At 26.5% G+C, this 19581-nt stretch carries 35 protein-coding genes; 22 read left to right on the top strand and 13 right to left on the bottom strand.

What is annotated here, in order from left to right; translation table 11 throughout:
• Positions 1–123 precede the first annotated feature (123 nt).
• Positions 124–465: an HNH endonuclease gene (locus EU92_RS03165; protein ID WP_032514452.1), complete on the top strand. Its 342-nt coding sequence runs from the start codon at positions 124–126 to the stop codon at positions 463–465.
• Positions 466–762: 297 nt separating this feature from the next.
• On the opposite strand, the gene EU92_RS03170 is transcribed toward EU92_RS03165, so the two are convergent.
• Positions 763–1164 carry a hypothetical protein gene (locus EU92_RS03170; RefSeq protein WP_032514453.1) on the bottom strand — a complete coding sequence of 134 codons (402 nt, stop codon included), beginning with the start codon at positions 1162–1164 and terminating at the stop codon, positions 763–765.
• 162 nt (positions 1165–1326) lie between these two features.
• Here EU92_RS03170 and EU92_RS03175 point away from each other — a divergent pair, with 162 nt between their 5' ends.
• The 7 genes from EU92_RS03175 to rpsU all read left to right on the top strand — a co-directional run bounded on the left by EU92_RS03175 (position 1327) and on the right by rpsU (position 3909).
• The gene (locus EU92_RS03175; RefSeq protein ID WP_032514455.1) at positions 1327–1548 is read left to right on the top strand and encodes a hypothetical protein; all 222 of its coding nucleotides are present in this window, start codon (positions 1327–1329) and stop codon (positions 1546–1548) included.
• A gap of 36 nt (positions 1549–1584) precedes the next feature.
• Positions 1585–1809 (top strand): hypothetical protein, encoded by a 225-nt coding sequence (locus EU92_RS03180; RefSeq protein WP_032514457.1) that lies wholly within the window; start codon positions 1585–1587, stop codon positions 1807–1809.
• Positions 1810–2033: 224 nt separating this feature from the next.
• Positions 2034–2534, top strand: a complete 501-nt coding sequence (locus EU92_RS03185) for a hypothetical protein (RefSeq protein ID WP_032514458.1) — start codon at positions 2034–2036, stop codon at positions 2532–2534.
• 77 nt (positions 2535–2611) lie between these two features.
• Positions 2612–2734: a hypothetical protein gene (locus EU92_RS10295; RefSeq protein WP_275040528.1), complete on the top strand. Its 123-nt coding sequence runs from the start codon at positions 2612–2614 to the stop codon at positions 2732–2734.
• Positions 2735–2797: 63 nt separating this feature from the next.
• Complete coding sequence (locus tag EU92_RS03190; protein ID WP_032514459.1) at positions 2798–3193, top strand: phosphoribosyltransferase; 396 nt, start codon at positions 2798–2800, stop codon at positions 3191–3193.
• A complete protein-coding gene (locus EU92_RS03195) occupies positions 3190–3648 on the top strand; it encodes a nucleoside 2-deoxyribosyltransferase (protein ID WP_032514461.1) in 459 nt (152 codons plus the stop codon). The genes EU92_RS03190 and EU92_RS03195 overlap by 4 nt, the downstream gene beginning before the upstream one ends.
• Before the next feature lie 84 nt (positions 3649–3732).
• On the top strand, positions 3733–3909 hold the full coding sequence (gene rpsU, locus EU92_RS03200) for a 30S ribosomal protein S21 (protein ID WP_002806486.1): 177 nt from the start codon (positions 3733–3735) through the stop codon (positions 3907–3909).
• Between the two features lie 75 nt (positions 3910–3984).
• On the opposite strand, the gene EU92_RS03205 is transcribed toward rpsU, so the two are convergent.
• Entirely contained in the window at positions 3985–4299 is a 315-nt protein-coding gene (locus tag EU92_RS03205) for a helix-hairpin-helix domain-containing protein (protein WP_032514462.1), read from the bottom strand.
• A 269-nt stretch (positions 4300–4568) separates the two neighbouring features.
• On the opposite strand from EU92_RS03205, the gene EU92_RS03210 reads away from it, so the two are divergent.
• Positions 4569–5165 carry a uridine kinase family protein gene (locus tag EU92_RS03210; RefSeq protein WP_032514464.1) on the top strand — a complete coding sequence of 199 codons (597 nt, stop codon included), beginning with the start codon at positions 4569–4571 and terminating at the stop codon, positions 5163–5165.
• Here the strand turns inward: EU92_RS03210 and EU92_RS10200 are convergent.
• The 4 genes from EU92_RS10200 to EU92_RS03220 form a co-directional block, all read right to left on the bottom strand.
• Positions 5162–5680 (bottom strand): hypothetical protein, encoded by a 519-nt coding sequence (locus EU92_RS10200; protein ID WP_241432574.1) that lies wholly within the window; start codon positions 5678–5680, stop codon positions 5162–5164. The genes EU92_RS03210 and EU92_RS10200 overlap by 4 nt on opposite strands.
• A gap of 408 nt (positions 5681–6088) precedes the next feature.
• Positions 6089–6220, bottom strand: a complete 132-nt coding sequence (locus EU92_RS10290) for a hypothetical protein (protein ID WP_275040527.1) — start codon at positions 6218–6220, stop codon at positions 6089–6091.
• Positions 6221–6247: 27 nt separating this feature from the next.
• Positions 6248–7045: a hypothetical protein gene (locus EU92_RS03215; protein ID WP_032514465.1), complete on the bottom strand. Its 798-nt coding sequence runs from the start codon at positions 7043–7045 to the stop codon at positions 6248–6250.
• A gap of 30 nt (positions 7046–7075) precedes the next feature.
• A complete protein-coding gene (locus EU92_RS03220) occupies positions 7076–7306 on the bottom strand; it encodes a hypothetical protein (RefSeq protein WP_032514467.1) in 231 nt (76 codons plus the stop codon).
• 162 nt (positions 7307–7468) lie between these two features.
• Between EU92_RS03220 and EU92_RS03225 the strand changes: the two genes are divergently transcribed.
• Positions 7469–7873 (top strand): hypothetical protein, encoded by a 405-nt coding sequence (locus EU92_RS03225; protein ID WP_032514501.1) that lies wholly within the window; start codon positions 7469–7471, stop codon positions 7871–7873.
• A 20-nt stretch (positions 7874–7893) separates the two neighbouring features.
• Here the strand turns inward: EU92_RS03225 and EU92_RS03230 are convergent, their stop codons facing one another.
• Complete coding sequence (locus EU92_RS03230; RefSeq protein ID WP_032514469.1) at positions 7894–8574, bottom strand: peptidase E; 681 nt, start codon at positions 8572–8574, stop codon at positions 7894–7896.
• 20 nt (positions 8575–8594) lie between these two features.
• Between EU92_RS03230 and EU92_RS03235 the strand changes: the two genes are divergently transcribed.
• From EU92_RS03235 to EU92_RS03245, 4 genes are all read left to right on the top strand, one after another.
• Positions 8595–9062, top strand: a complete 468-nt coding sequence (locus EU92_RS03235; RefSeq protein ID WP_032514470.1) for a GNAT family N-acetyltransferase — start codon at positions 8595–8597, stop codon at positions 9060–9062.
• A 6-nt stretch (positions 9063–9068) separates the two neighbouring features.
• On the top strand, positions 9069–9392 hold the full coding sequence (locus tag EU92_RS03240) for a hypothetical protein (RefSeq protein ID WP_032514472.1): 324 nt from the start codon (positions 9069–9071) through the stop codon (positions 9390–9392).
• 120 nt (positions 9393–9512) lie between these two features.
• A complete protein-coding gene (locus tag EU92_RS10140) occupies positions 9513–9662 on the top strand; it encodes a hypothetical protein (protein WP_206537410.1) in 150 nt (49 codons plus the stop codon).
• An 89-nt stretch (positions 9663–9751) separates the two neighbouring features.
• On the top strand, positions 9752–10069 hold the full coding sequence (locus EU92_RS03245; RefSeq protein WP_032514473.1) for a DUF3303 domain-containing protein: 318 nt from the start codon (positions 9752–9754) through the stop codon (positions 10067–10069).
• Between the two features lie 417 nt (positions 10070–10486).
• On the opposite strand, the gene EU92_RS03255 is transcribed toward EU92_RS03245, so the two are convergent.
• Positions 10487–10756 carry a hypothetical protein gene (locus EU92_RS03255; RefSeq protein ID WP_032523602.1) on the bottom strand — a complete coding sequence of 90 codons (270 nt, stop codon included), beginning with the start codon at positions 10754–10756 and terminating at the stop codon, positions 10487–10489.
• A 108-nt stretch (positions 10757–10864) separates the two neighbouring features.
• A complete protein-coding gene (locus tag EU92_RS09955; RefSeq protein WP_193741774.1) occupies positions 10865–11002 on the bottom strand; it encodes a hypothetical protein in 138 nt (45 codons plus the stop codon).
• Between the two features lie 204 nt (positions 11003–11206).
• On the opposite strand from EU92_RS09955, the gene EU92_RS03260 reads away from it, so the two are divergent.
• From EU92_RS03260 to EU92_RS03290, 7 genes are all read left to right on the top strand, one after another.
• A complete protein-coding gene (locus tag EU92_RS03260; RefSeq protein WP_032514476.1) occupies positions 11207–11593 on the top strand; it encodes a DCC1-like thiol-disulfide oxidoreductase family protein in 387 nt (128 codons plus the stop codon).
• Positions 11594–11693: 100 nt separating this feature from the next.
• Positions 11694–11879 carry a hypothetical protein gene (locus EU92_RS03265; RefSeq protein ID WP_011818521.1) on the top strand — a complete coding sequence of 62 codons (186 nt, stop codon included), beginning with the start codon at positions 11694–11696 and terminating at the stop codon, positions 11877–11879.
• A 44-nt stretch (positions 11880–11923) separates the two neighbouring features.
• A complete protein-coding gene (locus tag EU92_RS03270) occupies positions 11924–12226 on the top strand; it encodes a hypothetical protein (protein ID WP_032514477.1) in 303 nt (100 codons plus the stop codon).
• A gap of 66 nt (positions 12227–12292) precedes the next feature.
• On the top strand, positions 12293–13009 hold the full coding sequence (locus EU92_RS03275) for an MBL fold metallo-hydrolase (RefSeq protein ID WP_032514478.1): 717 nt from the start codon (positions 12293–12295) through the stop codon (positions 13007–13009).
• Between the two features lie 208 nt (positions 13010–13217).
• A complete protein-coding gene (locus EU92_RS0109110; RefSeq protein WP_052045068.1) occupies positions 13218–13436 on the top strand; it encodes a hypothetical protein in 219 nt (72 codons plus the stop codon).
• A gap of 59 nt (positions 13437–13495) precedes the next feature.
• Positions 13496–16102 carry an aminopeptidase N gene (gene pepN / locus EU92_RS03280; RefSeq protein ID WP_032514480.1) on the top strand — a complete coding sequence of 869 codons (2607 nt, stop codon included), beginning with the start codon at positions 13496–13498 and terminating at the stop codon, positions 16100–16102.
• 399 nt (positions 16103–16501) lie between these two features.
• Positions 16502–16663: a hypothetical protein gene (locus EU92_RS03290; RefSeq protein WP_032514483.1), complete on the top strand. Its 162-nt coding sequence runs from the start codon at positions 16502–16504 to the stop codon at positions 16661–16663.
• Between the two features lie 11 nt (positions 16664–16674).
• Here EU92_RS03290 and EU92_RS03295 read toward each other — a convergent pair whose 3' ends face one another.
• From EU92_RS03295 to EU92_RS03305, 3 genes are all read right to left on the bottom strand, one after another.
• The gene (locus EU92_RS03295) at positions 16675–16875 is read right to left on the bottom strand and encodes a hypothetical protein (protein ID WP_032514484.1); all 201 of its coding nucleotides are present in this window, start codon (positions 16873–16875) and stop codon (positions 16675–16677) included.
• 97 nt (positions 16876–16972) lie between these two features.
• Positions 16973–18148: a formate-dependent phosphoribosylglycinamide formyltransferase gene (purT, locus tag EU92_RS03300; RefSeq protein ID WP_032514485.1), complete on the bottom strand. Its 1176-nt coding sequence runs from the start codon at positions 18146–18148 to the stop codon at positions 16973–16975.
• Positions 18149–18159: 11 nt separating this feature from the next.
• Positions 18160–18402 carry a hypothetical protein gene (locus EU92_RS03305; RefSeq protein WP_032514486.1) on the bottom strand — a complete coding sequence of 81 codons (243 nt, stop codon included), beginning with the start codon at positions 18400–18402 and terminating at the stop codon, positions 18160–18162.
• 146 nt (positions 18403–18548) lie between these two features.
• On the opposite strand from EU92_RS03305, the gene EU92_RS03310 reads away from it, so the two are divergent.
• Complete coding sequence (locus tag EU92_RS03310) at positions 18549–19028, top strand: glutathione peroxidase (protein WP_032514488.1); 480 nt, start codon at positions 18549–18551, stop codon at positions 19026–19028.
• 130 nt (positions 19029–19158) lie between these two features.
• Here EU92_RS03310 and EU92_RS09950 read toward each other — a convergent pair.
• Positions 19159–19581 (bottom strand): hypothetical protein (locus EU92_RS09950; protein WP_032523576.1); only part of this gene is annotated, 423 nt, incomplete at its 5' end.

Raw genomic sequence — 19581 nt, 5'->3', positions numbered from 1 at the left:
AAATATTAATTTGAAATATTATTATTTCAAAGATAAATTGACGATTTAAAACGTATTATCTTCTATCTATTCAATCATAGTTTAATAAAAACTGTTATTATCAATAAAATTATCAAGAATATTATGCATAAGAAAGATGCAATTTACCTTGATCAGCTATGTCCCAAGATAAGTAATAAAAGTTGGAGAGATTCTCTTCATAAAATCACTACATATAAATGCATTTATTGTGGTAACCCATCAGAATCACTTGATCACCTTCATCCAATGTCAAAAGGGGGAAGTAGCCGCACAAGAAATTGTGTACCATGTTGTTTGTCATGTAATGGAAAAAAATCAGATTCGGAAGTTCTTAGTTGGTACAGAAAACAAAATTTTTATGATCCTAGAAGGGCGATGGCAATACGTGCGTGGTTAAATGATGATTTAAGATTAGCGTCTGTTCTTTTGAATTATTTAAATTAACAAAAAGGGGATTTTGATTTGATTAGGTTTCCTAAAAATATTTTTTAAGAGTATTTAATATATTTTCAGCTTTTAAAATAACATTGAATTTTATTTAAATTGTTATTTTCACTACGGATTTATTTTTGTAGCTCCTAATAATCGACATTTTAGAATATTCATCTTTCCACATTATTGGCGAATCTATAACTTTTCTCTCGGGAGATTTTACTGAAAAAATTAAGCCAAATACAAAAAGAATCGTAATTAAGATTATAATCATTACCAATTTGTCAGAAATATTATTCATGAGCTTAATTATCGAGAAAAATTTTTGTCAGGAGTAGTTTTTTCATAAACTTCTAGAAAGTATGATTTAAAATAATCAACTCCCTCCTTTCCAAATAATCCAAATGACCATCCACAATCATTCACTACTTGAAACGAAATTTGATTGGCCAAATCTTCTTTTTCAATCCATTTTTTTTGTGGATTATAAGAAAACGATATAATATTTTCTGTTTTAACAATAGCGGATTTCATTGCTTCATCTTTAGAAAAACCATTTTGAATAGCTTTGCAATATTTTCTGGAGAAATTATTAGATATTCTATTTTGGAGTAAGCTAACACTAGGGTCTGATGTATCAAATGCGAATCCCATTAGAGGATTAAGTAAGGAAATTACAAAGAAAATCAAACCAAAAAATAACTTTAACAATAGTTATAAATCAATACACTAATACAATAGTAGTTTTTTTTGTTGTCTTTTCAATTGAATCTAATATTTCTTAAAAGCTAAGTTAAATTTCAATATATTAAAAGTTAATAGCATTGAGATAAGTTCGGTAATAATATTCAAAGGTTTAATAGAATTACTAATATGAACGAATCTTTGATGACTTTGCTATTTTTTCCTGATTGGTCAAACGGATTACCTTCTGATTTTTTAATACTGCATTTTTTTATTGGAGCTATTATTTTTCCTTTCAACATGATACATGCTAAAGCAAGAAAATTTGACAGTCAGAATCTACAAGAAGCCGCTAATGGATATAAAAATTCTGACAATACTACATTCTTTGGTTATGAAGAAATTAATTAGATTTCAATAAATGTTATGTAAAGAATCACTTTATTAATGATTTTAGCTATAAATTCAGCCTTAGATATCAAAATATTTAGTCCTAGTCAACCTATAGGTATATTCATACTATTTTTAGGATTAATTTTTACAGGTATGATTTTTTATATTATTTATGCTGTAAGCACTAATAAAGAATCGATAGAAGATAAAAAAATAAGAACAAAAAAGGAGTATTTACAACAAGAGAAAATAGGGAAATTATTTCCTAAGAAAAAATAAATTTTATTATTTTATTTCGACTAAGAAATTTATTTATATTGTTGATTATCAAATCAGTAGGATCTAAAAACATTATTTTTAGCTCTTTAAAGTCAAACATTATTCTTAAAACTAAATCTTAACAAGTTATTTTTTTTAATTAGAAATTAATATTTTAATTCTTCAGTTAAAGATATTTTCATAACTACCAAAAAATGTTAAAAATGAATAAATAATTTGAAATTTTGCAGAATTCAAGTCAATACCTATTTCTTGCTAGTGGAGAAAAAAATGGAGAGGGGTTCTGGATTGTGGGAGTCAAAAATTGTGATGAAAAAATTCTAGAGGATAAAAATCTTTTAGATTGCCATAGAAAAGAATTAATTGGAAATGAATCAGCAAAAGATATCCTTTTCGCTATAAATTTAAATATAAATAATTTATTTAATGAACTAAGAAATAAAAAATATTTAAAAGCAAAACCTTCAATTGGAATTTCTTTTGATATCCCACTGGATCTCTTGGAAAGTATTTTTGATTTTTGGGTAGATACATATAAAGAACAAAAAGCTTGGGAAACTTGCCTAGGACTTCTTAAAGTTAGAAAAAGAATTTCCTTAACAAACCTAATTAAAAGTGAAGGTTTAAAAGGTAATTCAAAAAAATGGGCTATTAAGATTGAAAAATTACATACTTATGTCCCAAATGAACTTGGTATTGAAAAACTAAATAGCCCTATGTGGTAATGACTATATCTTAAAATGATGGGCATATTTACTTCGGAGAAAATTTAAGTAAAAATATAATTAATTATTAATTAAAAATGAATAAGCCGTATTCTTTTAGTAATGATCAAATGAATGGAATAGTAGAGGAAACTTATTCAAGGATAATAAAAGAATGTGAAAATTTAAAAAAAAAACTAATTGTCCAAATGAGCAGGTAGTAGCACTTTTAAGTGTAATTGCATCCAATTTCGCAACGGCAACTTAAAGAAGAGAAAATTAAGATGATAAAATATTTTACTTGGAGTGAATTTGATGAGTGTGTAGAACACATATCTAAACAATGTGAGTTTTTAGAGTTTTCTGGAATATATGGTGTCCCTCGGGGTGGTTTATGTCTTGCTGTTGCACTAAGCCATAAGCTAAAAATAAAATTAATTTCAGAACCAATAAAAAATTCATTAATAGTAGATGATATTTATGAAACGGGTATTACATTAGAAACCTTTAAAGATATTGAAGGTACGATGTTTTTTGTATTGTTTAGTAAAATCGAGCCAAAATGGTGGAATGCAGTACATATATCAGAAAAGAAAGAATGGATAGTTTTCCCATGGGAAAACGCTATAAATTTTAATAATGAACGTAATGAATACATGAAAAAAAGAGGTTTGATTTGAAAAAGAAATTATATTTAGCTAATCCATATGGATTTTCAAAACAAACAAAAAAACTTTTATGTCAATTCATTAATATCTTCAATGACTTAAATATAGATGTTTATGAACCTTTTGAGAGGACAAGCAACCTAATACAAAATGAAGGTAATTGGGCATACGACATAGCAAAAATTAATTTTAATGATTTAAAAAAATGTGATGCCATTTTTGCCATAGTTAATGGAATGCCCCCAGATGAAGGTGTAATGATTGAACTTGGTATTGCAATTGCTCTTAAAAAGGTAATATTTTTATTCAGAGATGACTTTAGAAATTGTTCTGATAGTAATCAATACCCATTAAATCTAATGTTGTTTCTTGGACTGCCTAAAGATAGTTGGGAAAAATATTATTTTGAATCCTTGCACGATATAAAAAACAATAAAAAAGCTTTTTTGGAGTGGGCAAAAAAATAACCTCAATGGATAAAAATCATAGTTAGAGTTTTAAATTGAAAATATTGCATATAAGATGCTAGAATTTCATTTATTTATAAAATTTTGACACAAGTTACAGTTGGAGAAAATGAGGGGATTGAGTCTGCCCTTAGAAGATTTAAGAGGCAAGTATCTAAATCAGGTATTTTTGCAGATTTAAAAAGACTAAGGCATCATGAAACACCTATAGAAAAATATAAAAGAAAGTTGCAACAAAGAAGAAAAGCTAGAAGAAGATAGCTTTAATACATACAAGAAATAATTTTGAGTTAAATATTACTACTTTAAATAAACCTAAATATTAGTAAAAATTATTTATTTATTTAGTTTTTTAATCTTTTTAACTAGGTTTATTCCAACGCCTGAAACAGCAAGAAGATCTTTTTCATCTGCTGCAATAACTGCTTTGGTTGTTTTAAATCCAGCCTCATATAAAGCCTTAGCACTTTTTGCTCCAACACCTGGGATTGTAGTTAATTTTGCAATAATCTTCTTTGAATTAACTGTTTTTACTTTTGATTTTGTTTTTGAAGATTTAGTTGCTTTTTTTTCTTTCTTTAAAGGAGTTTCAGAGGATCCTGTACTTTTAAATAGAATCGACTTTAGTTTACTTAAAAATTTAGAAATCATTTAGAGAGATATATAAGTAATAAAATTAATTGTTCAATTTATATAATATCAAATTCCAATAGGAATTAATAACAAAACTATAGAAATTGAATGAAATTAATTTATTTACATTTATATAAAGACACATATTTAATATTTATGCAAGCTTATAATAATTTGCTACTTATTTAAATCACTTAAAATTTTGGAAAAGAAAAAAATTTACTTTCCATAATTAAAAGTTTTTACTAATAGTAAAAATATACTTAATAGAAATCAGATCATAGAAAATGAAGCTAATATTTATAAGTGGTCCTTCTGGTAGCGGTAAAACATCATTATCAAATCAAATAATTTTAAAAATTAAGAATGGTTTTATTTTAAGTACAGATAATTACTATAAAACAGGGCTAATTAGTAAATTACTCTCAAAATTTATAGAAGGTTATTTTGATAGAAGAATTAGTTTTAATTACACTCTATTTAAAAAAGATTTTAAATTTATTCTCAAGAATGGTTCTTCTAACCATCTGCGTTATTATGATTTCGAAAAAAAAATAATAAAGAATTCCTTAACCAAAACAAATAATATTAAATTCTTAATTGTTGAAGGTATTTTTGTTAATAAATTCTTAAAACCTTTACATAATAAAAATTCCTATTTTTTAGAATTAAAAATAAATAAAAATCTTTGTATGAAAAGAGTTGTCGAAAGAGATTTAAAAGAAAGAGGTAAAGCCAAAAAACAAGCTGAGAATGATTTCTTGAAATCCTGGGATATTTATTACGAGAAATTCAAAAATAAAAGTATAAATAGTAAAAATAATGAATTCCTTATTAAAAAAAACACTAATATTGATAAAGTACTAAAAAAAATATTTTATTAGGTCTTAAATTTATTGACTAATAGTAAAGCACTTAAAATTGATCCTTCTATCCTACCAAACCCTTCTCCTTCAAACCAATCCCCGCAAAATCCGATTCTATATTTTCTACTAAATTGCAAAGATAATGGGACGGAGAATTCAGAAGGTTGTGAAGCTCTCCATTGCATAATAGAGATTTTCTCATTACAAGTTAATTTATTTATAGAAGGGTTATTATCAAAAAGTTCATTGAAATATTTAAATATTTTTTGTTTAAATAAATCTTCATATTTTGCATTTATATATGAATTAAGAAAATCTATATTTTTTGAATGTAATACAATTCCTAATCTGTTTTTATCTTGTAACTGAAAAAAGATTCTTTCAAATTTATATTTATTTTCTAGATTTCCTTTTAAATAAAAATATCTATTTTTTTTTGTATAAGAATCTTTATAACTATAATTTTTATTTGTATAAATTAAAAAATTTAACCTTGGAATAAATGATTTTTTATCTAAAGAATTTAAGAGCAAATCAATCTTTTTATCTTTATTCTTAGGAATAGCTTTTTTATTAGAAATTAATGTCCATTACTCATTATTAAAAATTAAATCAACTATTAAAGTTTCAAAATAAAAATCAATTCTTCAGCTTAAATTATTTAGCTCAATTATCCTTTGAGATAATTTAATAATAGAAAATAAAGAAAGATAATTAACATCTTAAGTAAATTGAGATTTTCTTCTAGTCTCTAAATTAAATAGCTCATCAAGAAAAACTAATTCTGAATCATCAATTTCAATTAATTTATTCTCCAATAATTGATTAATATAACTATTTAACAGAAAGTTATTTTTACTATTACATATATTTAAATTTGGTGAACCATGATTAAGTTTCCATCCTTTAAATCTCTTACTTATTCTTGTACTTGATCTTCCTCAAATTTTACGACCAACCTCTATTAAAGCAATTTTTTTTGTATTACTAGTTTTAAGATAGTTTGAGGCAAAAACCCATGCTGATATTCCTCCACCTATTATTAATAAATCATACGTAAAATTACTTTTCATAAGTATGAAATTAATATAATTTATCCTTCATTTTCTAAAAAAACTATATAAATAATTAAGTTTTTCAGGTGATGAAAAATCAGTTTCAATAACAGGAGTAATATTATTACTTTTATAAAAACAAACTAAATCTCTTGTAAAATCGGCAAACTCATCTAACGAATATAAACAATTTTCTGAGATATAAACCTCTTTCCAAGGACGAAATTTAAACCTAGCTAGAAATTGTTTTGAAGGAATTAATAAACTTCCAAAGAGATTTAATTTTTTATATTTTTCTGATTTTTTAAGATAAGTAAATTCATTATTGAGAACTTTAATATCTGTTCCATATTGAAACCAAATCGAATTTATTAATCCTGAGGAAATTTTACTCTTTAATCTTTCTCTTTCTGAACCAACCTTATAATATTTTTCCAAGTATGGATTATAAGCTATACCTAATTTAACTTTTAAAGTTTTTTCTTTTTTTATATTTGTTAAAACATTAATTGAATCAAAATTCTTTTTCTTATTAGATCCTGAAACAAGAAGAATTTCATAATTTCTATTAGAACAAGAATTTTTTAAAAAAACAAAAAAATCTTGATATGATTTTTCTATGTTTAGAGAGTATTGATGATAAAGACTATAGTGATATGTCACATTCAATTCTGGAAAGTTTCTTGATATGTATTTAATAGTTGAACTAAATAATTCCTTCTTAATATTTCCTTTACAAGGAATATTAATGTTTTTTATTTTATTAAATTTGCAGAAATTAAGTTTATTTTCTAACTGAGAAATATTTTTAAATGACAATTCATATCTTAAATTATTAATCATTAATTACTGAATACGTACTATATTCATATCTTAACGAAAACATGCATCCGCTACGATTCTCACTTTTGAAGGTGTATTTTTCTTACCCTTAATTAAGTAGCTAGGAGAAACTTCCAATGCAGCTTTTATCGAAATTTTATCATCATTTGATTTTGCAATAATATCATTGAAACATCTCCAGTTGTTTGAAATTACTATTCCAGGCCAGGATAAGTAAAGACCTGCAAAAACTCCAGAAAAAAGTAGCAAAAAAGATCTCATCTTTAAATAATTTTATATTTTTCAATAATATAAATTAAATAAGAAGATACAAGTTTTTTGAAAAAAATTTATTAATTTCTTATTGTTTTTGGAAATCGTTTAACCATGAAAGATTTTGATGAACTCGAGAGGTTAGAATATCAAAAAGTAATTCTAAAGAATATGGCAACCCAAGATTATCTAATTGCAATAGCATTAATAGAGCAAAACCTTGTTAGAGCAATGCCTCTTGGAGGTAAAGAAATCAAAGCTAATTTAGAGGAACCAGAAAATCTCAAGAAACTTTCAGAAGAGGTTATTTTAAATCTTCTACTTAGGGTTTTCCAAAGGAGTGATGAAGGAGCATTGAAAAGGGCCTCTGAAGATAAAGGTTTACTATTGGTTCATATGCATCCAAAAAGAATGCAGAAAGAGCTACCATTCATAAAATCTGAATGGATAAGAGACGGAGATACAAAACAATTCTTGAAATACCTTGGAAATCTTTCGAAAGAAGTATGGACTGCATCATTTGTAAAGTATAAAGGTATTGAATTAACTTCTATCTCAAAAAATGAAGAGATCTAAATATATTTGTAACTATTTTTTTAAATTATTTCTTTCTTTAAATTACTATTTTCTTTAAAGATCCTAAAACATTTTTTCCCATCACCAAAATCTATTGAGGAATATTGAAAATCATTTTTGATATGCAATGCACAATTACCCTCAATGCAAATACAAGATTTAATAATTCCTTTCTTAATAACATCATTAACATAAGGTTCCCTTTCTTTTTCTTCATCAAAATGGGGACAAGCAATCCCATCAACTATTCCTAAGCAATTTATTATTGACAATTCTTTAGCAAAAGAATCAGTTATTCCCTTATCAAACCAACAAATTGCTCCAGCACTTACACCACTCATTATAATTCCTCTTTCATAAGCAATTTTTAAAATATTTTGTAAATTCCATTCTTTCCAGACTGCAAGCATACTTTTTGTATTTCCACCACCAACATAAATGATATCTTGAGTTAAAACTTTATCTGCTAAGTTTTCTGTTCTAGAGAAAAAGTCAATATGACTGACAATGCAATCTAGTTTAGAAAATGCTCTATAAAAATTCAGTTTATACAAACTACTGTCGCCAGATGCTGTAGGAATAAAGCATATTTTTGGTCTTTTTTTACTAATTAAAGAAATTATATATTTTTCAATTTCAAGAGAGCCAAGAGAACGTCCAAAACCTCCTCCTCCAATTGCCACTATATTTTTACTAACCATATTAAGTAAATTATTCGTTAATGAATTTAAGACAAATTACCATTAAAGATCAACTTGAATTAAAAAAGGTTTATTTTGATTCAATTCAATCATTGGATCATAAAATATATAGTCAAGAACAAAAAAGGGCTTGGTCAAGTCAAGCTTGGGATAATCCAAATTTTGATCTGTCAATAGCTCAAGGAAAAGGATGGCTTTTAAGTGAAAAAGGAATAATTATTGCTTTTGCCATAAGATATCCCAAAAAAAGGATTTCGTTATTTTACTGTAAAGGTAAATTCCAGAGAAAAGGTTACGGTTCTAAGTTACTTCAGAAATTAGAGTCTGAAGCTAAGAAAGAAGGTTTAGATTTTCTTTCTACTGAAGCAAGCTTGATAAGTTATCAGTTATTTCTTAAAAATAAGTGGGAAATTATTCGTAAAGAAAAAATAATTATAAATAATATTTTTTTTGATAGATATAAAATGTTTAAAAATATAAAAAATTAATTAATAATGTTTAGCAAAAGAAAGAGTTCCATACTAATTGAAAGATTACTAGTATGGACTTTATATTTTATTTCGGGATTTATACTTTATTCAAAAGAGAGTATATTACCTTCATTTTTAATAACTTTTACAAGAATTATTTATCCATTATCTATTTTCTGGGTTCAAATAAGAATTAAAAAAAGAAATAATTTTCTTCCTATCGATTCAAAAATGACAACTTCGCAGTTATGGTTCAATTTACTACCAGTTTTTGCATCTCTATTAACAGTAATTTTTTCTCTAACAAATGCATTATTATATGTTTTAGGAAAAATAATTATTTATTAATTTAAATAAATAAATTATTCTCCAATTTCATAAACTTTTTCTCTTATTAAAAAACATAATGTAAAGAAATTTGTCTTTTACTTAAATTTGTTTAAATTTTAAGTAGTGATATTTAAAATCATGAAAAATATCTCACTAAAGGGAAATATAAATTTTGATAAAAAAAAAGAAATAAACGATTATGAACTATTCTCTTTGAAAATCACAGATAGTTTATATAAAAAAGATATTGGAAAATTTCTAGAGACTCTTTCCTCTCATTTTATTTAGAAAATTATTTTTCTCTGATCTTCAAATTCAAACAGTCTGAAAAATAAATAAGATTTTGAAGGATAATAAAATTAATTTAAGTTATTCCTATGCAATTATTCCTCGCTGACTGTCAATTTCCAGATATTGAAAATCAAGTAAAAGCTTATCAATTATTTGTTGAAGCCTGGGAAAATGGTGAAATGGCAAAATCAGATAAAACAGACAAATTTGAGATGTTATTTAGAGTACATGCACCTGGAGAAGGGAGAGTAGTTTGTTTATGTAACGCTCATAGTGATAAGGAAATTTTTGAGCATTTTGCCCCATGGAGAGCTAAATTTGGCATTCATATGGAATTCACACCTGTAATAAGCTGTCAAAATGTTGTTGATTACCATAAAGATTTGTTCAAAACTTTAGGGTAATAACCTTAAATTTTAATTTTATCGTGATTAAACCTTTTACCAATCTTATTTATAAAATAAAAGATAGCAATTTATCTTCTTCAAAAAGTAAGCTTAATCAAAAAGAAAACGTCACCTCAAAACCATTGATAGTATTTGGTTTTATCATCTCATTAACCTCCATGTTTTTACTTTTATTCACGATTAATAATAAATTTGGATGATTTTTGAGTAATTAGAACTATTTCTTGGTAACAAATTTGGTCTATTAGTTATTTAAAATAATCATATGGCATTTAAGGAAGGAGGTATAGCTTCAGGCCTTCTAATCATTGCATCATTAATAGTCTTTGCTGCAGGTTTTGGATTATTAGTATTACATTTTGTCCCAGGGACCCCATTCTAAGTCATCCAATTTCATTAAATTCACTAAAATATTTAAATATTAACAGTTTCTAAATCCTGCATTTGATTATTATCAGGCTTCGATTTCTTCTTTAATCTATATGCATAAACTAAAGTTCCTAAAGCTAATGTACTAGAGGCTAATATTCCTGATATGAGAATCAAAGCAAAAAGACCCCCTATTAATCCACCTTTCAATCTAAGCAAGTTTGATTTTATTAGAAGAATTGATAAAAAAACAATATTAGCTTTCAGCGAGGTGATTTTCAAAAGAGTCAATGGATAAAAAGGATTTAAAAACATTTCTTTAACAAAAGCATAATAAATTTTAATTCTAAAAATAAATTTTAAAAACCGCAAAAAAAAAGACCCTAATGGGTCTTTTTAAAAATCTCCATTAAATTTGATGTTTTATGCATCAGTATCAAAATTCTTAAGATTTGGACCTGCGACAAGACCAACAAGAGCAAAAAGGACTAAAGAACCAATTCCGAAGCCTGCTGCCCAAGGATTGAAACCACCTAAAGCAAAAGAAGCTAATAAATTCATGATTTTAAAACATAATATCTTCGATTTAGCATACAGACTTTTTGTGAAAAATATACCTATATTGAGACATTTCTTCGTAATTATGAAAATCTTTTAACTAAATCCCTTTATTAGCAATCCACAAAAATTTAATATTATATTTTATTATCAAATGACAACTCATTTTCTTGCTTACTTTAAGACGATTAACACTTTTCTATTCTAATGACTTCCAACTATACCTTTATTTATGATGGAGAATGTCCCTTTTGCAATCATTTTGCGGAGCTCCTAGAACTCAAAAGCAAGATAAATAATATTGAAATTCTGGATGGTCGTAAAAACTTAACTCTAATTAAATCACTATTTAACAAAGGTTATGACCTAGATAAAGGTGCAATTCTACTTAAAGATAAAGATATCTTTCATGGGGCAGAGGCAATAAATACTATTTGCAAAAAGATAAATAATCCCTCAAGTAGTCTACTTTTTTTACTTTCTAGAGTATTTAATTCAAATAAAAGAACAAAAGTTTTATTTCCGATACTTGTTGGAGCAAGAAGATTCGCATTAATATCAAAAGGTATACCAACATCTCTCGTTGAAAAATGAATTATTTCTAAAAGATAAATAACATATTTATAAGCTTCTGTATCAATAAATGATAATTCATTATTTATTAGCTAGAACTAAGTGGTAACACAAAACATTAATGATAGAAAACTTCAATCCCTTTATTTCATTGGGCGGTGATAACCAAAAAGTTAATCATATGGCTGAAGCAGCACTTGAAATGAATTTAACATGCAATGATTTAAAGAAGGATTTAAATTTAACTGATGGAGATGTAGTTGACATGTTGCAACTGGTAATGGATAGGTTTAAAAATAGTAATTAAGTTTTAATTTTCACAATAAATTACAATATTTCTTATTTTTTATAATGAAAACAATTCAAATTGAGTTTTCAAAATATGAATCAGTTAAATTTTTATGGTCTAAATTAATAGAAGATTACGGATTTGATAAAGCCAGAAAAATAGTTTCACAAGCAATTGACTTACAAAAAATGAATGGCTCGAAAAATAGCACCATGCCAATAATATTCTCAGGAACAGGAGGATTAGCACTAATACCCATAGAAATGCTAGAAAATGAAGGTTTAACAATTAATTATCAAGATAATCAAGTTTTAATATTTAATCTAAAAACAAAGTCATTTCAAATTTTAAATGAAGCTAACTAATTTCAATTAATACCTTCTCGAAAAAGTAAAAATTACTTTATATTCAAAACACAGAATATATTGATAATGACTTTTGAAGCGACATACCTCGGATCAAATGGCTGGCTGATAAAATTTAATAAAAACAATTTAATTATTGATCCATGGCTAAAAGGAGATTTAATTTTTCCTCCAGGAGAATGGTTTTTCAAAGGATCATTAAATCAAGAGATTTCAATAAACAAAGACGTTGATATTATTTTGTTAACGCAAGGATTGCCTGACCACTGCCATATTCCAACATTAGAAATGTTTAGAAAGGATATTCCCATAATATGCCCTAAAAGTGCTAGTGGAATATTAGAAAAAATTGGTTTTAGTTCAATTAAAGTTCTTAAGCCCAGGGAAAAAATTCATCAATTTAATTTAAGTTTCGAAGCTTCTGCTGGGGCTCCAGTTCCACAAATAGAAAATGGATATATTGTTAGAGACGATCAAGATAATAGTTTTTATATAGAACCCCATGGATATCTTGATGAAAATTTAGAGAAGCAAAATCTTGATGCAGTAATAACTCCTACAAAAAATTTAGAATTACCACTCGTAGGTTCTTTTGTAAAAGGTGCTGATGTAATACCTAAATTGATCAGCAAATTTAATCCGAAATTTATACTTTCAAGTACAGTTGGTGGAGATGCAAAATATTCAGGTTTTTTAAATAACTTTATTTCAGTACAGGAATATAAAGAAAAATTAAATTGTAATCTTATTGATTTAGAGAGTATGCAATCTATTATGATATAAATTAATCCGAAGAAATCTTCAATCTTCTAATTTAGAATCAAAGTAATTTCAATTTATAAAGGAGTCCAAAAATTCATGATTTTTTTTTATCTCAATACTTTTATTAGTTTTAAATACTAGTTATTTATGTGACAATTCAAAGCTTGATCTTGAGATTAGAAATAATATCAATGGTGACTTTTCAATAATAAAAAAGATATCTGAATTAATGCCAGGCGCATTTATAAATATTAATTGGAATAAAAAAAAGCTTATGCTTCCTTACTCTCTAAGGAAAGATTACATTTCTTTTACAGATAGAAAATGGGACTGGAGGTACCAAATCAATAGAGACGGATCGGCTAATATTAATAATCCCTCTTTATACGAACTTCTTCCTTCTGGGGAAATAAAGAAACATTTTTGCAAAACAGAAGATAGTAGGTAAAACTTATATTTTCTAAATAGTAATACTGAATCTTTCAAAATCTAAAGTCTTTATTAATGATGAAAAGCACAAAAAAACAAAAGAATATTTCAAGATATGTAAAAATTGAAGACTATAAAGTATTTGATTATGAAATCCCTGAAATATTTTTGGACTTTGTAATTCAAAAAAATACAGTTAATGTTAAAACGACACTTAAATTACAAAAAAGGAATAAGAATATCAAAAATCTTATTCTTAATGGTACAGATATATTAATTAAAAAAATATACCTAGATGACTATCTTTTAGAAGAGGAATACTACATACAGCAAAAAAATAATTTAAAAATTAAAAATATAAATAAAGATATTTTTACATTAAAAATTGAAGGAATAATTAAACCAAATGAAAATTCATCCCTTTTAGGTATGTATGAGAGCAATGGAATTATAACTACGCAATGCGAGGCAGAAGGATTTAGAAGAATAAGTTACCACGCTGATAGGCCTGATATTCTAAGCAAATACACTGTAAGGATTGAGGCAGATAAGAATGATTATCCCGTCCTACTCTCAAATGGGAACGTTTTAAAAAAAAATAATCTTACAAATAATCGACATGAAATAATTTGGGAAGACCCATTTCCAAAACCTTCATATCTATTTGCATTGGTAGCTGGGAAACTTAATTGTGTAAAAGACTATTTCATAACAAAATCGAATAAAAAAGTGAAAATAAATATATATGTTGAGGAAGGGGATGAAAAATATGTTCAACATGCAATCAGTTCTTTAAAAAAGTCAATGAGATGGGACGAGGATAAATATAACCTTGAATACGACTTATCATTATTCAATATAGTTGCAGTCAGGCACTTTAATATGGGAGCGATGGAAAATAAAAGTCTCAATATTTTCAACTCAAAACTAATACTCGCTGATTCTGAAACAACAACTGATGAAGAATTAGAGAGAATAGAAGGGGTTATCGCTCATGAATACTTCCATAATTGGACCGGTAATAGAGTGACTTGTAGGGATTGGTTTCAATTATCCCTAAAAGAGGGTTTAACAGTATTTAGAGATCAACAATTCACTGCAGACCTTCATAATCAAGAAATAAAGAGACTTGAGGATGCAAAATTTCTTAGAAGTAATCAATTTAGAGAAGATGCTGGTCCAACATCACATCCTGTAATACCAGAAAAATATCAAGAAATAGATAATTTCTATACGACCACAATTTATGAAAAAGGATCAGAAATAATTAGGATGCTTAGCAATCTTGTAAAAGACAAAAACTTCTATAAAGGATTTAATAATTACATCTCAACTTATGATGGTAAGGCAGCAACAATAGATCAGTTTGTCGATAAAATATTGGAGAACAATAAAGAAATTGATCCTAAAGAATTTAAAGTCTGGTACAAGCAAAATGGAACACCACAAGTTAAATTTAAGAGAATCTGGGATCAAACCCAAAAACAACTTACAATTCAAGCCTCTCAACGTAATCCCAGAAGAAATAACCCATATAATGATTTGCCTTTAATAATTCCAATAAATTTAGCTATATTTTGCGATGGAAATAAAAAAATAAAAAAAACAGTCGTCTTAAAAGAAAAAAAACAAGAATTTATTATTAACAATGTAAGTTCACACTTCCAAATCCCTTTAGTGACTTATTTCCGTAAATTCTCCTCCCCAGTTGAGTGGGAATCAGATAATACATTGGATGAAAAATTTTTAATTCTAAAACATGAAACTGATTACTTTACTCTATCTAATACTGTAAAAGTATTCTATAAAAATATCATTTCATACAGATTAGATGAGAAACCAGATTATAAAATTGAAAAAAAATTAATAAGAACCCTAATATCATTTATAAAAAATAAAGATATTAATTTGTCACTTTTATCAGAATTACTAAGTATTCCAACTTTTGCTGAAATTGAATCAGAGATGGAAAATATAGACCCTTTAAAAATATATAAAACAATTGACGAGTTAAATTATTTATTCGGAACCAAATTAAAAAAAGAATTATATGTAAAGCTTCAAGAAATAGAGGAAAATCTAGGTAAGGTATGGCCAGAAGGAAAACATGAAAGAAAGCTAATCGAAACCATTTGGAAACTACTTTTACACAGTAATGATGAGGAAATCAAAAGCAAAATAATTAATTATGTCGATAGTAATTCTATGACGTTAGCAAAAGCCGCATTGAATTCTTTTAGTAGGATTGATTGTCCTGAGAGACAAATCATATCTGATATATTTATCAATAAATGGAAAAACAATAGTGTCGTTTTGGATAGTTGGTTCTCATTTAATGCATCTATAGAAATTGATAAAAAAACAAGAAGTATTGAAAAATTATTTAAAAATAAGTATTTTGATTCAAAATCACCAAATACATTAAGAGCTATATTAAATTCTTTCGTAAGAAGAAATAGTATTTTTCATGCAATGGATGGATCTGGTTATCAATATATTGCGAAAAAGATAATTGAATTTGATAAATTAAATCCAATCGTAATTTCTCGTTTTGTGAAAGTATTTAGCAGATACAATTATTATTCAGAACCTTACAAAAGTAATATAATTAAAACCATCAAACAGATTAAAAAAAACAAACTTTCAATGAATACTAAAGAAGTGTTAGATACAATGATAGATTGACTCTCTAAAGATATTTAATTACTTTTAATTATAAAAATTGTAATTATAAGTAATAAAATAAAAATACTAAATTTATTAATAAAAATATTATTAGATAGATTTTTATTATTATTTTTATTCCACTTATTATTGACGTACTGCTTAGTTATAAATTTATTAGGCCTGCCACAATATAAACATGTTGGAGAAGTTATTAAAATTAAATTTTTACATTGGGGGCACTTTTTTTTTTCCATGATCTAATTTTACTGAATAAAATTGTAATCAGAAATAAAAATAAAATAATTCATTTCATTTTTATTATTAATATTTTGAATAATTAAATATCATTGCAAAAAAAATTTTGATTTAAACTATCTTAAAAAAGATAATATAATAAAAATTTCTATCTTGTTTTAAATGTTTGCCATCGCACTTGGAATGTCACCTATTGAAAAAATCACTGTTGCAATATCTGCTTCTATTTTTATAATTGCTTTTACATGGGTTTCAATTAAAGGAGATTTAAGAAAACTTGCTAACGAACTAATCGAAAATGATGAAAATAATTTGGATAATTAAAAACCTTTATCCTACTTTTTATGTAAAGCAGGATAATCAATAATATGTCTAATTTCTTTGAGAGAAGAACCATAGATTGTTTCACCATTTAAGTACACACCCATCCATTTTTCCTTTTGATTAAAAAAGTAACTTTTACTAGTAACACTATGGAGATAATTTTTATCATCCCAATTTAAAGTTATATCCCAACCTTTATAATTTTCTATCATTTAGAAAAAGTGATCATACGCAAATAATACTTAAAGAAAGAGGGAATAAAAACGAAGGAAATAAGTAATTTTTTCGTTATATTTACTTAATATTTACTTATTTAGATCTGACTTTAATTTTAATAGCAGCTTCATCAGCATTTTTTCTAGCCAAATTAATGTCTTTATTAGAAGACAGGACAACACCCATCCTTCTACCTTTTCTAGAGACTGGCTTACCGAATATGAGCACTTTAGTCTTTTCAGCTTCTAATGCTTCATTAAGACCCTCATAAATAGGATTAACATACTCTTGATCAGAAAGTATAACTCTGGTTGCTGAGGGTTCTATTAGATTAATATTCGGTATTGGTAAATTCAAAAAAGCCCTTAAATGTAATTCAAATTCATTAATATTTTGACTAACTAATGTAACCATACCCGTGTCATGCGGTCTTGGAGATAATTCTGAAAATATAACCTCGTTTCCTTTTATGAAAAACTCTACTCCATATAATCCAGCTCCATTTAGGTTATTTAATATTCTACTTGTCATTTTCTTAGCTTCATTAATTAAGGATTCATTGATCTCTATTGGTTGCCAACTACATTGATAGTCTCCATTAGATTGAAGGTGTCCAATTGGTGCACAAAAAATATTTTTTCCACATTCTTTTCTGACAGTTAAAAGGGTAAACTCGAAGTCAAAGTTAACGAATTCTTCAATAATTACACCTTTAACCTTGCCCCTAGAATTCTCTTGTGCCTGTCTCCAAGCATTATGTAAATCATTTTTTGTCTCAACCAAACTTTGTCCCTTACCTGATGAGCTCATTAAAGGCTTAAGTAAAAGTGGGAATCCAATTTCATCTGCTTTTTTTTCTAGATCATCGAATTCATAAATATAATCAAAATTTGCAGTTTTAATTTTTAAATCTCTAGAAGCTAAATCTCTAATTTTATCTCTATTCATTGTTATTTCAACAGTTCTGGCATTTGGTACAATTTTGAATCCTTCATCCTCTAATTCTTTTAAGGCTTCAATTGAAAGTGCCTCTATTTCTGGGACAATATAGTCAGGATTAAATTCTTTGATAACATTTTTTAAGCTATCTTTATCCCCCATATCAATTACTCTTGAATAATCAGCGACTTGCATTGCAGGTGCTTTATCATATCGATCTATTGCAATAACTTCCAAGCCTAATCTTTTGGATTCTATTACTAATTCTTTCCCAAGCTCGCCGCTACCAAGTAATAAAATTCTTTTTCTAAAAAAAATTGAATCTTTCATATATATAAAACTTATTCATCTTTTCCAGAATGTTGCTTAGACGAATGATTTGATATTTTTTTTTCTTTATAAAAACTAAATAAAAATCTTTTACCAAACCAATTTTGATTTCGCAAACTATTAGTTATTGATTTTGAAATCGCTAATAAAAAAAATAATCCAATAATTGCCCAAATAATTCTTTCTAAAGCAATTGCAGGTGAAAAACCTTGACCGGAATTAATAATTTCAGTAAGTGGGTCTAAAGGGTCCAAATCTAACCTTATGAATAATATAAATTATATATGGGCTAAAGAAATGAAAAATTAAAAATTACAAAAGAATTAACTCAAAATCAATGAATATTTAAACCCAAAAACTGCTATACAGTGTTATCTTCAAGGTGTGATTTTTTTAAGACATGCAAGTTGACGTACAAAATACTACTGTTCTTTCAGCAGATGGCTCATCTTTAAAACTTGGTGAATACTCAGGTGAGGTAATTTTAGTGGTTAACGTAGCTAGTTATTGCGGAAATACCGCTCAGTATGAGGATCTTCAAAAGCTACATGATTTATATTCAAGCAAAGGCCTAAGAATACTTGCATTCCCATGTAATGATTTCGGTAAACAAGAACCGGACTCTCTTTCAGAAATAAAAGATTTTTGTACAACTAAATATGGAGTTAAGTTTGAAATCTATGAAAAAGTTCATGCTAAAGGCAATACAACAGAACCATACACAACTCTTAACAAAGTTGCCCCTGAGGGAGATGTTGAATGGAATTTCGAAAAGTTTCTAATAGGAAAAGATAGTAAAGTAATAGCAAGATTCAAACCAAGTGTTAAACCATTTGATGAAAACTTAATTGCTGCTATAGAAGTAGCGTTAGATTCATAAAAATCTATTTGTAATTCACTATAAAATTATAAAAGTTAATTTTATAATGAATTAAGTTGTAAAACTAAAAATATATTTAACATTCAAAGTTTTGAGTTTAAACCTATTGAATCTTTTTTAAGAAAAATTCTTATTTTTCATCTGAATTAATTTCTAAATCAACTATTTCATTTTTTACCTTAGGTGTTTTTGGTTCTATTGATTTTACCTCTTTCTCTTTTATTTCTTTTTTAACTTTACGTTTTCTCGGTTGTTTAGATTTTACCTCTGCCTTTATTGTTTCTACTTTAACTTCACTTTCTTCTGGTTTCTCTGATTTTACCTCCGCTTCTATTATTTCTTCTTTAACTTTACGTTTTCTCGGTTGTTTAGATTTTACCTCCGCTTCTATTATTTCTTCTTTAACTTCACTTTCTTCTGGTTTCTCTGATTTTACCTCCGCTTCTATTATTTCTTCTTTAACTTTACGTTTTCTCGGTTGTTTAGATTTTACCTCCGCTTCTATTATTTCTTCTTTAACTTCACTTTCTTCTGGTTTCTCTGATTTTACCTC

The sequence above is a fragment of the Prochlorococcus marinus str. MIT 9107 genome (genome assembly GCF_000759855.1).
Lineage (GTDB): Bacteria > Cyanobacteriota > Cyanobacteriia > PCC-6307 > Cyanobiaceae > Prochlorococcus_A > Prochlorococcus_A marinus_N.
The sequence above is the reverse complement of the archived record's forward strand: the minus strand, read 5'-3'. Positions and strand labels throughout refer to the sequence as shown.